Origin of the sequence: Halobacillus karajensis, assembly GCF_900108515.1 — a bacterium.
GTDB lineage: Bacteria > Bacillota > Bacilli > Bacillales > Halobacillaceae > Halobacillus > Halobacillus karajensis.
The window spans coordinates 331,602-345,070 of record NZ_FNWW01000003.1 but is presented as its reverse complement, the minus strand read 5'-3'; the positions used below and the strand labels follow the sequence as shown (position 1 = coordinate 345,070).

Annotated in this window: 11 protein-coding genes; all 11 read right to left on the bottom strand. The window is 42.4% G+C overall.

Going from position 1 to position 13,469, the window contains the following annotated elements; all coding sequences use genetic code 11:
• Positions 1-150 precede the first annotated feature (150 nt).
• Positions 151-2,274: a polyribonucleotide nucleotidyltransferase gene (pnp, locus tag BLW54_RS08950; protein ID WP_035518910.1), complete on the bottom strand. Its 2,124-nt coding sequence runs from the start codon at positions 2,272-2,274 to the stop codon at positions 151-153.
• A gap of 122 nt (positions 2,275-2,396) precedes the next feature.
• Positions 2,397-2,666: a 30S ribosomal protein S15 gene (gene rpsO, locus BLW54_RS08945; RefSeq protein ID WP_027954250.1), complete on the bottom strand. Its 270-nt coding sequence runs from the start codon at positions 2,664-2,666 to the stop codon at positions 2,397-2,399.
• A 198-nt stretch (positions 2,667-2,864) separates the two neighbouring features.
• Positions 2,865-3,761 (bottom strand): tRNA pseudouridine(55) synthase TruB, encoded by an 897-nt coding sequence (gene truB / locus BLW54_RS08940; protein ID WP_035505262.1) that lies wholly within the window; start codon positions 3,759-3,761, stop codon positions 2,865-2,867.
• 65 nt (positions 3,762-3,826) lie between these two features.
• Positions 3,827-4,177 carry a 30S ribosome-binding factor RbfA gene (rbfA, locus tag BLW54_RS08935; protein WP_035505264.1) on the bottom strand — a complete coding sequence of 117 codons (351 nt, stop codon included), beginning with the start codon at positions 4,175-4,177 and terminating at the stop codon, positions 3,827-3,829.
• 27 nt (positions 4,178-4,204) lie between these two features.
• Complete coding sequence (locus tag BLW54_RS08930) at positions 4,205-4,483, bottom strand: DUF503 domain-containing protein (protein WP_035505266.1); 279 nt, start codon at positions 4,481-4,483, stop codon at positions 4,205-4,207.
• Positions 4,480-6,555: a translation initiation factor IF-2 gene (gene infB, locus BLW54_RS08925; RefSeq protein ID WP_074734080.1), complete on the bottom strand. Its 2,076-nt coding sequence runs from the start codon at positions 6,553-6,555 to the stop codon at positions 4,480-4,482. The genes BLW54_RS08930 and infB overlap by 4 nt, the downstream gene beginning before the upstream one ends.
• 7 nt (positions 6,556-6,562) lie before the next feature.
• On the bottom strand, positions 6,563-6,877 hold the full coding sequence (locus BLW54_RS08920) for a YlxQ family RNA-binding protein (protein ID WP_035505271.1): 315 nt from the start codon (positions 6,875-6,877) through the stop codon (positions 6,563-6,565).
• Positions 6,874-7,149, bottom strand: a complete 276-nt coding sequence (rnpM, locus tag BLW54_RS08915) for an RNase P modulator RnpM (protein WP_035505273.1) — start codon at positions 7,147-7,149, stop codon at positions 6,874-6,876. The genes BLW54_RS08920 and rnpM overlap by 4 nt, the downstream gene beginning before the upstream one ends.
• Before the next feature lie 14 nt (positions 7,150-7,163).
• On the bottom strand, positions 7,164-8,273 hold the full coding sequence (gene nusA / locus BLW54_RS08910; protein WP_035505276.1) for a transcription termination factor NusA: 1,110 nt from the start codon (positions 8,271-8,273) through the stop codon (positions 7,164-7,166).
• Positions 8,274-8,287: 14 nt separating this feature from the next.
• Entirely contained in the window at positions 8,288-8,761 is a 474-nt protein-coding gene (gene rimP, locus BLW54_RS08905; RefSeq protein ID WP_035505278.1) for a ribosome maturation factor RimP, read from the bottom strand.
• 325 nt (positions 8,762-9,086) lie between these two features.
• On the bottom strand, positions 9,087-13,379 hold the full coding sequence (locus BLW54_RS08900) for a PolC-type DNA polymerase III (RefSeq protein ID WP_074734077.1): 4,293 nt from the start codon (positions 13,377-13,379) through the stop codon (positions 9,087-9,089).
• Positions 13,380-13,469: the final 90 nt, after the last annotated feature.

Genomic DNA, 13,469 nt, shown 5'->3' with positions numbered 1-13,469 from the left:
GTTTTCTTATGTACACAGCATTTTTAGGCTTTAAGCCAGAATATGCCGTCATACTCTTTGTCACTGAGAGGATGACGTTAAGATGTTATTCATCCCCGTAAAATAAAAAAAGAGACTGGCAAGCCAGTATCTCTTCTTTAAATTACCTGATTAAGTTTGTTCCACATTTTCCTGTTTCTTCTTTTCTTCAAGAAGAATGGCTTTTCTTGAAAGGTTAATTCTACCCTGATTATCAATTTCTTTGACCTTAACTTTAATCGTATCCCCAATAGAAACAATGTCTTCCACTTTTCCGATACGTTCTTCCGCCATTTCAGAAATGTGGACAAGACCTTCTTTTCCTTTGAACAGTTCTACAAAGGCTCCAAATTTCTCAATACGCTTCACTTTACCATCGTAAACTTCGCCAACTTCCACTTCACGGACGATGTCTTCGATAATTTTCTGTGCGGTTGCGTTCATGCTTGCATCCGTAGAGGAAATGAAGACTGTACCATCTTGTTCAATATCAATTTTGACGCCAGTGTCATCAATGATTTGATTGATTTGTTTCCCGCTTGGTCCAATGACATCACGAATCTTGTCAGGATTAATCTTCATCGTCATAATTTTTGGAGCGTGTTGAGAAAGCTCATTACGCGTTTCTGGCATGGTTTCAAGCATATGACCAAGAATTTCCATACGGCCTTTTTTCGCTTGAGCTAGTGCTTCTTCAAGGATTTCTCGGGATAGTCCTTCAATCTTAATATCCATTTGTAAGGCCGTAACCCCTTTTTCTGTACCGGCAACTTTAAAGTCCATGTCGCCAAGGGCATCCTCCATACCTTGGATATCAGTCAGAATAGTATAATCATCACCTGATTTAACAAGGCCCATCGCAATCCCTGCTACGGGGGCTTTAATAGGTACACCCGCATCCATCATCGCAAGTGTACTTGCGCAAATACTTGCCTGTGAGGTGGAACCGTTCGACTCCAACACTTCAGAAACAAGTCGGATAGTGTAAGGGAAGTCTTTTTCGGAAGGAATAACAACTTCCAGAGCACGTTCGCCCAAAGCTCCATGACCAATTTCACGCCGACCTGGCCCACGGATTGGACCTGTTTCTCCAACAGAGAATTTCGGGAAATTATAATGGTGCATGAAACGCTTCGATTCCTCAAGATCCAGTCCATCAAGGATTTGAACATCTCCAAGTGCTCCAAGAGTACATACACTTAAGGCTTGAGTTTGTCCACGCGTGAACAAGCCAGAACCATGGGTACGCGGAAGCAACCCGACTCTTGAGCTTAAGGAACGGATTTCATCAACTCCACGACCATCAGGACGGATTTTGTCTTTCGTGATCAAACGACGCACTTCCGTTTTCACGATGTCTTCTAAAATCGAGCCCACTTGTTTCAATGTCTCTTCATCAGCTTCCTGTTCCTCATAAGAAGCAACAATATCTGATTTCACCTGGGCAATTGCTTCTTCGCGCGCCTTTTTCTCTTCGGTTTTAATAGCTTGGACTACGGCTTCCCTAGCTTCAGACTCTACTTTGTCTTTAAGCTCAGCATCCAAATCGAACAGTTGAACCTCCATTTTTTCACGGCCAACGGCTGCGATAATTTCCTCCTGGAAGGCAACGAGACGCTTGATTTCCTCATGTCCAAACATGATGGCTTCTAGCATGTCTTCTTCTGGTACTTCATTGGCACCAGCTTCAACCATATTGATGGCATCTTTTGTACCTGCAACAGTAAGGTCAATATCGCTTTTCTCTTGTTGCTCTACTGTAGGGTTAATGATGAATTCGCCATCGACACGTCCAACAATTACCCCTGCAATAGGTCCTTCAAAAGGAATGTTCGATATCCCTAAAGATATGGATGACCCGAGCATGGCTGCCATTTCAGATGAACAATCTTGATCCACACTCATAACGGAACTGATCACTTGTACATCATTTCGGAATCCCTCAGGAAACAACGGACGAATCGGACGGTCAATCAAACGTGAAGCAAGGACAGCTTTGTCACTAGGACGGCCTTCCCGTTTAATGAAGCCGCCAGGGATTTTACCTACCGCGTAAAGACGCTCCTCGTAGTTTACAGTCAATGGGAAAAACGGCAGGTCCTTCGGCTCTTTACTACCGGTAGCCGTAGAAAGGACAGTCGTATCTCCGTAATGGATGAGTGCTGCACCATTCGCTTGTTTCGCCAACTCTCCGATTTCAACGGAAAACGTACGACCAGCGACATCAATGGAAAACACTTGTTTTTCTTCTGCCATATAAAACTTAACTCCTCTCGATAACTCTTCATATTTCATTATAAGGGTTTATTGTCAGTTTACACCCTTCTGTATGTAAACATACAGAAAAAGCGGGAATAACTCCCGCTTTTTCCCATACATTAGCGACGCAAGCCTAGGCTCTTGATAAGCTCACGATAACGTGTAATGTCCTTATTACGAAGGTAGTTCAATAGGTTACGACGCTTACCTACCATTTTAAGCAATCCACGACGAGAGTGGTGGTCCTGCTTATGTGCACGCAGGTGCTCGTTTAAAGTAGTGATCTGCTCTGTAAGTACTGCAATTTGCACTTCAGGAGATCCTGTGTCATTTTCATGAGTCTTGTACTCATTGATTAGTTCTTGCTTACGTTCTTGTGTGATAGCCATTATAGCTACACCTCCTATAAAATTAAGAATTCCCTTTCCCCGAGCGGACGTCGGAGTTACGTGCCGCCAAGCGAAGGTTCCATATTAAAGGGTACATTTTTTTATAATAAAATGCAAGGGAAACCAACAAAATCTGCTGAAAAACTATGGGTTCCTTTTAAGATGACCACCAGTTGATTAGGAATAAGAGAAAATTTGTTAAAATACACGGACTGGCTTTACAAGTCCAGGCTTGTCAGGATGCTGCTGATAAATAGCCAGTACCTCTTCGGCATGTGTAACGGTAAATCGTGCAGCATCCAGCTCCGAAGGCTTTGGCCATACTTGCCCATGTTTAATCTTCTCTTTCATTTCCTCATTCACTTCCCAGGAATCCATATGGCCGAGTCCGCGGGAAAGGGGCAGTAATAATTCTTCGCCGCGCCCTTCATCTACAGCCCTTTGTAATTCCTCAAAGGAATAGCAATCATCTGTTGAAATATCGGCTGTTTTCGTCCGGATTAAGGCAGACATGTGAGAGGGATACCCGAGCGCTTTCCCAATATCTACACAAAGTGTCCTGATGTATGTTCCTTTAGAGCAAACCACGCGGAATGAAAACGAGAAGGTATCCTCATGTGGGTGTTCGTTTGAAGATATCCATTCAATCTGTTTAATGAGTACTTCTCTTGAAGGTCTATCCACTTCAATTCCTTCGCGGGCATACTCATAAAGTTTCTTTCCTTTTACCTTTACTGCCGAATACATAGGCGGTGTCTGTGTGATGTATCCTTTAAAAGAACTAAGCACACCCTGAAGCGTTTCATCTGAAAAGGCACCCTTTACAGCAGTCTTTTCAATAACCACACCTGTCGCGTCTTCCGTATCCGTCGCCGCCCCAAGGGTTATTTCAGCTTCATACACTTTATCTGTATCTGTTAAAAACGGAACAATCTTTGTTGCTTTCCCCACACAAAGCGGCAGCACCCCCTCTACTGCTGGGTCGAGCGTTCCTGTATGTCCTATTTTTTTAGTCTTCAACATACCACGTGCTTTACTTACACAATCATGTGACGTAAACCCTTTAGGTTTCCATAGCGGAAGAATACCATCCATATTACCCATCACCTCAAACCATTTATTCCTATATAAAATCCGTGCTGGATCAGCACGGATTTTAATCAGTCTTCTGTATCATTTAGGTCTCGAAGGATTGTTTCAATACGATTTCCTCTTTCAACAGCCTCATCAAACTCAAACATGATTTCCGGAGTTTTACGAAGGCGGATTCTCTGACCGATTTCGGATCGGATAAATCCTTTAGCCTTTGCTAGACCGACAAGGGTATCGTGTTTCTGTTTATCATCACCCAAGACAGAAATGTAAACTTTTGCTTGTTGCAAGTCTCCTGTCACTTTAACTTCCGTAACAGTGACGAACCCTACGCGTGGATCTTTGATTTTTTTACTGATGATATCGCTCATCTCTTTTTTCATTTGTTCTCCAACGCGGTTCGCTCTTAAATCGTTCATGTTTTATTCACCTCTTCTAAACAAACATCATAGCCATTCCAGGTGGGTTTCCGTACGTTCGATTTCAGGGAACGAATCGATGAAAGTCAAAGCTTGCTGCATAGTTTGTTCTGCTATGACTTTATTACTGGCGATCGTCACGAGACCCATGCGCGTCCGCTGCCATAAATCTTGAAATTCTAGTTCACTGACAGCAATATTGAACTCATTTTGCAGCCGAGTCATGACACGCTTCAATACAGCTCGCTTGTTTTTCAACGATTGCGCATCATAGATGATACAATCCACTTCTGCGCTTACAATCATGAACGCTCAATTTCCTGCATTTCGAATGGTTCGATAATGTCACCCACTTTAATATCATTGAAGTTCTTAATCGTGATTCCACATTCGTACCCTTGTTGAACTTCTTTAGCGTCATCTTTAAAACGTTTCAATGCGTCTACTTCGCCCTCATAAATGACAACTCCATCGCGAATGACACGAACACCCGAATGACGTCCGATCTTACCTTCCGTTACATAAGAACCGGCGATAGTACCGATCTTGGATACCTTGAAGATCTCACGCACTTCCACTTGACCGATAATTTTCTCTTCATATTCTGGATCGAGCATCCCTTTCATGGCTGCTTCAATTTCTTCCATCACTTTATAAATGATGTTATGAAGACGAATTTCTACATCTTCAGCCTCGGCTGCTTTTCTAGCATTCCCATCTGGACGGACATTGAAACCGATAACGATGGCATTAGATGCAGAAGCAAGTGTGATATCCGATTCAGTGATTGCACCGACACCTGTGTGAATGATTTTCACTTTCACACCTTCCACTTCAATTTTCTCAAGAGATCCAGCGAGAGCTTCAACAGAACCTTGAACATCTCCTTTAACAATCAAGTTAATGTCCTTAACCTCACCTTGTTTGATTTGATCAAACAAATCATCGAGGCTAACTTTCGCTGTGGAGCTTCGGTTTTCTTCCAGTTGTTTTTGCGCACGTGCTTCACCAACAGAGCGCGCTTTCTTCTCATCCTTAAAGACTAGGAAACGATCTCCTGCTTGCGGCACATTATTCAGACCGGTAATTTCCACTGGTGTGGATGGCCCTGCTACTTTAACACGACGTCCGATATCATTAACCATCGCACGTACACGTCCCCATGTATGACCAACTACGATCGAATCACTAACATTAAGCGTACCATTCTGGACAAGTAATGTCGCCACTGGTCCACGACCTTTATCAAGTTCTGCTTCAATAACTGTCCCATATGCCGCACGGTCTGGGTTGGCTTTTAATTCTTCCATTTCAGATACGAGACCGATCATTTCAACCAGCTCATCGATTCCTTCGCCCTTAACCGCAGACATTTTCACAAAAATGGTCTCTCCACCGTACTCTTCTGCTATTAACTCATATTCCATAAGTTCTTGCATGACACGGTCTGGATTGGCACCTTCTTTATCCATCTTATTAACAGCGACGATAATTGGTACTTCCGCAGCTTTAGCGTGGCTGATCGCTTCTTTTGTTTGAGGCATGACACCGTCATCTGCTGCAACAACTAGAATAGCAATATCCGTTACTTGTGCTCCTCTTGAACGCATGCTTGTAAAAGCAGCGTGACCAGGGGTATCTAAGAATGTAATTTTTTTATTATCATTCTCAATCTGATAAGCCCCGATATGCTGAGTGATTCCGCCAGCTTCGCCTTCGGTCACTTTGGTATGACGGATTTGGTCAAGAAGGGTTGTTTTACCGTGGTCAACGTGCCCCATGATTGTGACGACAGCAGGGCGCTCCTGCAAATCTTCTGGATCGTCTTCAAAAATCACATTTTCTATATCTGTTTCATCAACAACCACTTCTTCTTCTACTTCTACGCCGAACTCTTCACAAATTAATTCAATAGAATCTTTATCAAGCTCCTGGTTGATCGTTGCCATCACACCAAGGAACATGAGTTTCTTGATAATTTCAGATGAATCTTTGTTTAGTTTCTCTGCAAGATCACCAACAGTTAAACTGCCAGAGTAAGTAATTTTATCGGGCATCTGTTTTTTTCCTTTTTTCTGTCCTTGCTGGGGAGCAGTCTTTTGGTTTTTCTGATTGTTGCCTCTTTGATTGTTGTTTCGTTGATTTCTGTTCCCTGGCTTTTTACTGTTTTTCGGTTTTGAAGACTTTCCTTTTTCCTGGTTTTGTGCTTTGGGTTTGTCCCCTTTTCCAAATGCTTGATCCAATTTTTTTGCTGCCTCTTCTTCTATAGTGGACATATGATTGTTCACTTCAATATTTAGATTTTGTAGCTTTTGAATGACTTGTTTACTTGATAGTTCGTTCTTTTTCGCATATTCATATACACGCATTTTAGTCATAAAATCTTCACCCCCGAGTAGATTCATCGAGTAGCGATTGCAACTTTTTCGCAAATCCTTGGTCAAGAACTGCGATCGCGACTCTCCCTGCCTTTCCAATGGCTTGTGATAATGTGACTCTATCATCCACCACATAACAGGGTACTTCATAGAAGCTGCATTTATCCGTAAGCTTCTTTTTTGTTTGCTTTCCAGTGTCATTGGCCAATAGGACTACTTTGGCCTTTCTTTTTTGAATATCACGCACAATCGATTCCTCACCGAGTGTGCATTTTCCAGCCCTTACAGCTAGTCCTAACAGGTTTAAATAGCTGCCACTCATGATGTTTCTGCCTTCACTTTCGCCTTTAATTCCTCGTAGATGCTCGTATCGATTTTCGCTTTTAAGTGGCGGTTCAGGACTTGTTGCTTTTCAGCCTGTTCAATGACATGGATGTCTTTTGTGAGATAGGCTCCTCGCCCATTTTTCTTTCCTGTGTCGTCAACAAAAACCTCTCCCTCTTTGTTGCGGACCACACGTATAAGCTGCTGCTTAGGCACCATTTCCTGGGTGACGACACACTTTCTTAACGGCTGTTTCTTGGAACGGGTCATTTCTATCCCCCTCCTTATTCTTCAAACATCTCATCTTCAACGTCCACTTCTTCTTCCACATCGCTCTGTTCAGAAGAAAGAAGACCTTGCTCACGAGCTTCACTTTCACTCTTAATGTCAATTTTCCAGCCTGTCAGTTTGGCTGCCAGGCGTGCATTTTGTCCACGCTTACCGATCGCAAGGGATAATTGGTAATCGGGAACAATCACTGTTGTCGCTTTCTCATCTTCGTCAACAAGAACTTCCACAACTTTTGAAGGGCTTAAGGCATTCGATACATATTCCACTGGATCTTCAGACCATTGAACAATATCGATCTTTTCTCCCTTCAACTCATTGACAATCGCCTGGACACGCTGTCCTCTCTGACCTACACATGAACCGACCGGATCAATTTCCTGATCTTCTGCATAAACAGAAATTTTCGACCGATCGCCTGCTTCACGGGCAACGGAAATAACTTCTACAGTCCCGTCATAAATTTCCGGAACTTCCATTTCAAATAAACGTTTCAAAAGACCAGGATGTGTACGGGACACATAAATATGAGGGCCCTTATTACTGTTCTCGACTTTAGTAACAAACACTTTCAGCCGGTCATGGACTTCATAAGTCTCTGTGGGCATTTGTTCCCCTTCAGGAAGCCGTGCTTCAATTTTACCCAGATTCACGTAAACAAAACGCGGATCTTTCCTTTGGATAATTCCCGTCATGACATCTTCTTCTCGATCAACATATTCACCGTAGATGATGCCACGCTCTGCCTCACGAACACGCTGTGTGACGACCTGTTTAGCAGCCTGCGCTGCGATCCTACCGAAGTCCATTGGTGTAACTTCCACTTCAATTACATCTTCAAGCTCATAATTCGGATCAATATCTTTTGCTTCTTCTAAGGAAATCTCTTGCTGAGAGTCCATGACCTCTTCAACAATCTCTTTTCTAGCTAGAACCTTCATCGCACTCTCTTCTTCATTAATATCCACACGAACATTCGTTGCAGAATTGAAGTTTTTCTTATAAGCAGAAATGAGTGCTGCCTCAAGGGCTTCCAATAAAAGATTTTTGTCGATGCCTTTTTCCTTTTCTAAATAATCCATGGCATCAAATAATTCACTACTCAACAGTTTTCTCCCCCTTAATTGAACGTAACAGCTAAATTCGCTTTAGCTATCTTCTGATATGGAACTTCCAATTGTTTCTTACGGGTTTTGATTCTAATTTCAACCGTAGCCGTAGAATTTTCAAAGGATTTCAAAGTACCCTCGAATTCCTTTTCGCCATCGATTGGTTCGTAAAGTTTCATATATACGTATTCACCAACGAACTTCTCAAAATCTGCCTCCGTCTTAAGTGGACGTTCAGCACCTGGAGAGGCTACTTCAAGGAAATACGGAATTTCAATTGGATCTTCTTCGTCTAATTTTTCACTTAACTGTTCAGATACTTGCCCGCATTCTTCGATATCTACGCCGCCCTCCTTGTCGATAAAAACGCGAAGGTACCAATTCTGACCTTCTTTCTTATACTCAATATCGACAAGTTCCAGGTTCATATCCTCCAGAATAGGCTGGACAAGACGCTCTGCAACGGATGTAACATGATCACTCATGCGATCCCTCCTTCGAACACAATAGTATGGTTAGGTCTTATTAGTATGGAATGTATTCGCTTGTTTCATTTAAGTATCAGGGCTTTTTTTATATTCCATTCCCACGAGAAACCGCTATGAAATACATCATAGCGGTTCGTCTAACAGGATCCTGAAGCCCCTCATGCATCGAAGTTTCTCCACAAGCAAGAGGCTAAGAATATGACGAAAGAGTGGGTTTCCCCACTCTTTCGTCGTTCGTATCGCTCTTCTCACCATAAAAAATATACCATAGTTGCTTAATCTATGCAAATCAAGAAAGATTGAGCAACCCTACTTCGTTAAATCAGAAAAGGGAAAGCTGGTTTTCGTCAGGCATTCCTTCCAAACAGCCGAAGTTATGCAGGTATTCTAGAACAGTCTTGGATATACGGCTTCGCTCTCTCAAGTCCTGCTTAGATAAAAACTCCCCATCTTCCCTGGCATTTACAATATTGATCGCAGCATTCGTACCAAGACCGTCGACCGCATTGAAAGGCGGAATCAGTACATTTCCATCTACAAGAAAGTCTGTGGCACTTGAGCGATAAAGGTCTACGTTCTTAAACCCATATCCTCTCTCGCACATTTCAAGGGACAGTTCAAGAACAGTCATCAAGCTTTTCTCCTTAGGTGTTGCATCCAGGCCTTTTTCCTGGATTTCTTTTAATCGTTTTCGGATCGCATCTGACCCTTTCACCATTGTTTCCAACTCAAAGTCACTGGCCCTTACCGTAAAGTAGGCGGCATAGAAATAAATCGGGTAATGGACTTTAAAATAAGCAATCCTTACAGCCATTAATACATAAGCAGCAGCGTGTGCTTTCGGGAACATATATTTGATTTTTTTACATGAATCAATATACCAGTCCGGAACCCCGTGTTTTTTCATTTCTTCAATCCATTCATCCTGCAGCCCACGACCTTTACGGACAAACTCCATTATTTTAAAGGCAAGAGAAGGCTCCAGGCCTTTGTGCATCAGGTAGACCATAATATCATCTCGGCAACCGATAACCTCTGGCAAAGTACAAATGCCATCATTAATTAACTGCTCAGCGTTTCCCAGCCAAACATCGGTACCATGGGATAAGCCAGATATGATGACAAGTTCAGCAAATGTTTTCGGTTTGGTATCCTCAAGCATTTGCCGAACAAACCTTGTACCGAATTCCGGCACCCCGAGAGTACCTGTTTTACACATAATCTGGTCTGCAGTCACTCCAAGTGCCTCAGGACCACTGAATATTTTCATAACCTCAGGGTCATCCACAGGAATTTCCTTCTGGTCAATGCCACTAAGATCCTGCAGCATGCGGATAACAGTCGGATCATCGTGTCCGAGAATATCTAATTTCAACAGATTATCATGAATGGAATGGAAATCAAAGTGGGTCGTTCGCCACTCAGACTTCGTATCATCCGCTGGGTATTGAATCGGCGAAAAGTCATAAATCTCCATATCATCAGGAACAACAATGATTCCCCCAGGGTGTTGGCCACTTGTTCGTTTCACACCTGTACACCCTTGGACTAAGCGATCGATTTCAGCATTTTTATAAATTAACTGGTGATCTCCTGCGTACCCTTTCACATAACCATAGGCAGTTTTCTCAGCAATGGTTCCAATCGTCCCCGCGCGATAGACACTGTCCTCACCGAAAAGTTCTTTCGTATAGTTATGGGCATGTGGCTGGTATTCACCAGAGAAGTTCAAATCAATATCCGGAACTTTATCTCCTTTGAAACCTAGAAAAGTTTCGAACGGGATATCTTGACCGTCCTTTGTTAGCGGGGTGCCGCATTCAGGACATTCTTTCTCTGGTAAGTCAAACCCACTACCAACAGAACCATCAGTGAAAAATTCATTATATTGGCAGTTGGGACATACATAGTGTGGAGGTAACGGGTTTACTTCTGTAATATCCGTCATAGTGGCCACAAAAGATGAACCTACAGAACCCCGTGAGCCAACTAAGTAACCATCCTCAAGGGACTTCGTTACAAGTTTTTGTGAAATCAGGTAAATAACCGCAAATCCATTTCCTATGATACTGTCCAGTTCTTTCTCCAGTCGTTTAACAATTAAATCCGGGATCGGCTCTCCATAAATACTTTTCGCTTTATTATAAGACATTTCACGAATTTCCTGATCGGCACCTTCGATATTCGGTGTATACAAATCATCTTTAACTGGGGAAACCTCTTCAATAAGAGCAGCTATTTTGTGGGTATTGGCAACGACAAGTTCCTTCGCTTTATCTTTTCCAAGGAAAGACAATTCTTCTATCATCTCATTTGTTGTCTTAAAATGAACTTCCGGAAGGGTCTGCCTATTAAGCGGATTTCCGTTCTGGGATGAGATAAGAATTTGCCTGTATTGCTTTTCGTGAGGCTCGACATAGTGTGTATTACCTGTAGCCACCACTGTTTTACCTAACCGCTCCGCCATAGCCACTAATCGTTTCAAGATATCAAGTATTTGTGCCTCTGTTTGTACTAAGTCTTTTTCAAGCAGGTGTCTATAATTTCCCGGCGGTTGTATCTCAATATAATCATAAAACTCTGCCACTTTTTCTGCTTCTTCTTCTGACTTTTGCATCATAGTCTCGAAAACTTCTCCTTTATCGCATCCGGAACCAACCAGAATCCCTTCCCTGTTCTTTGCAAGAACAGATCGTGGAACCCGAGGTACACGATAAAAGTAGTTGACATGAGCTTCGGAGACAAGTCGATAAATGTTTTTCAACCCTGTGCTGTTGGTCGCAAGCAGTGTGCAGTGGGACGGACGTGAACGTTGATAGGCCTTTCCTTCTCCCATGTAATCATTCAAGTTCTTATGATTAGTGATCCCCTTCTCCATCGCTCTTTTAATAAGTTTCCAAAGCAAATAGCCGGTAGCTTCCGCATCATAAATAGCCCTATGGTGTTGAGTTAATTCTATATCGAATTTTTTACAAAGGGTATTTAAACGGTGATTCTTTAATTCAGGCACTAGGAAACGCGCAAGTTCTAACGTGTCAATCACGGGATTTTTTGATTTACCAAGATCAATGGCCTGATATCCTGCATTTAAGAATCCCATATCAAAACTAGCGTTATGAGCGACTAGAATGCCATCCTCTGTCCATTCATGGAAATCTCTTAACACTTGTTCAATCTCTGGTGCATCTTTAACCATGTCATCCGTGATACCTGTGAGATCGATCGTCGTTTGAGATAATGGCTGATGAGGGTTTGCGAAAGACTCGAATCGATCGATGATCTCCCCTCCTTGAACTTTTACAGCTGCAAGTTCAATAATTTTATCGTAAACAGCTGAAAGGCCTGTCGTCTCCACGTCAAAAACGACATACACCGCATCCTCAAGTTCGCGGTCCTGTTCTTCATAAGCAATCGGGACCCCGTCATCAACAAGATTGGCTTCCACACCGTATATAACTTTTACTCCATTTTTTTCGCCAGCTGCATGGGCATCTGGATAGGCTTGAACAACTGCATGGTCTGTGATGGCGATCGCCTCATGCCCCCAATCAGCTGCTTTTTGAATTAAACGGGCCGGGGAGACAGGGGCATCCATCGCACTCATCGTTGTATGGGCATGCAGTTCTATTCTTTTCTCACCTTCAGGCGCTGCATCTTCTCTTAATTTAGGCTTAATTTCATTAATATCGTTGGCCATCATCGTCAATTCATTTGTGAAATTGTCTGTCTGAATTCCCCCACGCGCTTTGATCCACATGCCTTCACTGACATGTTTGAACAGCTCAGCGTGATCGTCTCCACGGGAAAACATTTTGATAGAGAAAGAATCGGTATAATCCGTAACCTTTAATAAAAGTAAATGCCTTCCAGAACGAAGTTCCTTGATTTCAACATCAAACACATATCCTTGAACAGCGAGCTTTTTCTCTTCTTCTTTAATCTCTTCCATGGGCACAATGTCATCTTGAATTTTATAGCCAATTTCTAGTGGACCTTTTGGTTTCGTTTCATCTTTATCCTTCACTCTTTCCTCTTGTTCTTTGACAGCTTGTTGAACAAGGATTTTATCTTCTTTCTGTCGCTCTTCTTGAAAACGTTTTATTTCTTCCCTTTCTTCTTTTACTCTGGTTGAAAGCATGAAGGAAGGAATCCCGCACTGGGTGCAGTACATCTTTAACGGTTCTTCCAATTTTTTTTGGATCGCATGGCTTTCAGCAAGGTTCCTGCAAGTTAACATAATCTTATTTCCGTTCACTTCGGGTTGTTGTTCTAATAGTAAATCTTTGTACCCCGGAGTAAGATTACTCATAGACTTAATAAAACTTTGCCAGTATTCCAGTACATCAGATACAGCCACTTCTTTTTCAGTTGTATCAATGGTCCAGGTCACATCTGCTATGGAACGGAATGTGGATACAAGTTTACTCGTAAAAAGTTCATAAACAGATGGAGGCAATGGTTTCGGCATTAGAAAATGAAAATGCCACAATTTCTTTTCACGATAAACCACTAGTTTTTGCATACTGCTGTCTTTAAAGTGAGGTTCGATTAGATCATGTGGAAACTGGATTTGTTCCAGTAGATAATGCATTTTCTCTTTATTGCTCACACTCAACGAAATTCCTCCTCTTTCCAAACCGACACCTGACATGGAAAATACCCTTGCTATTATGAAAAAGCAAGGGTATGTTTTTCCTTCAAGGTA

Excerpts from the sequence above, each read along its gene's own strand:
- infB (WP_074734080.1), bottom strand. The coding sequence starts at position 6,555 with ATGACTAAAATGCGTGTATATGAATATGCGAAAAAGAACGAACTATCA.
- pnp (WP_035518910.1), bottom strand. The coding sequence starts at position 2,274 with ATGGCAGAAGAAAAACAAGTGTTTTCCATTGATGTCGCTGGTCGTACG.
- BLW54_RS08920 (WP_035505271.1), bottom strand. The coding sequence starts at position 6,877 with ATGAGTGGCAGCTATTTAAACCTGTTAGGACTAGCTGTAAGGGCTGGA.
- rpsO (WP_027954250.1), bottom strand. The coding sequence starts at position 2,666 with ATGGCTATCACACAAGAACGTAAGCAAGAACTAATCAATGAGTACAAG.
- rnpM (WP_035505273.1), bottom strand. The coding sequence starts at position 7,149 with ATGACCCGTTCCAAGAAACAGCCGTTAAGAAAGTGTGTCGTCACCCAG.
- BLW54_RS08930 (WP_035505266.1), bottom strand. The coding sequence starts at position 4,483 with ATGATTGTAAGCGCAGAAGTGGATTGTATCATCTATGATGCGCAATCG.
- truB (WP_035505262.1), bottom strand. The coding sequence starts at position 3,761 with ATGGATGGTATTCTTCCGCTATGGAAACCTAAAGGGTTTACGTCACAT.
- rbfA (WP_035505264.1), bottom strand. The coding sequence starts at position 4,177 with ATGAACGATTTAAGAGCGAACCGCGTTGGAGAACAAATGAAAAAAGAG.
- rimP (WP_035505278.1), bottom strand. The coding sequence starts at position 8,761 with ATGAGTGATCATGTTACATCCGTTGCAGAGCGTCTTGTCCAGCCTATT.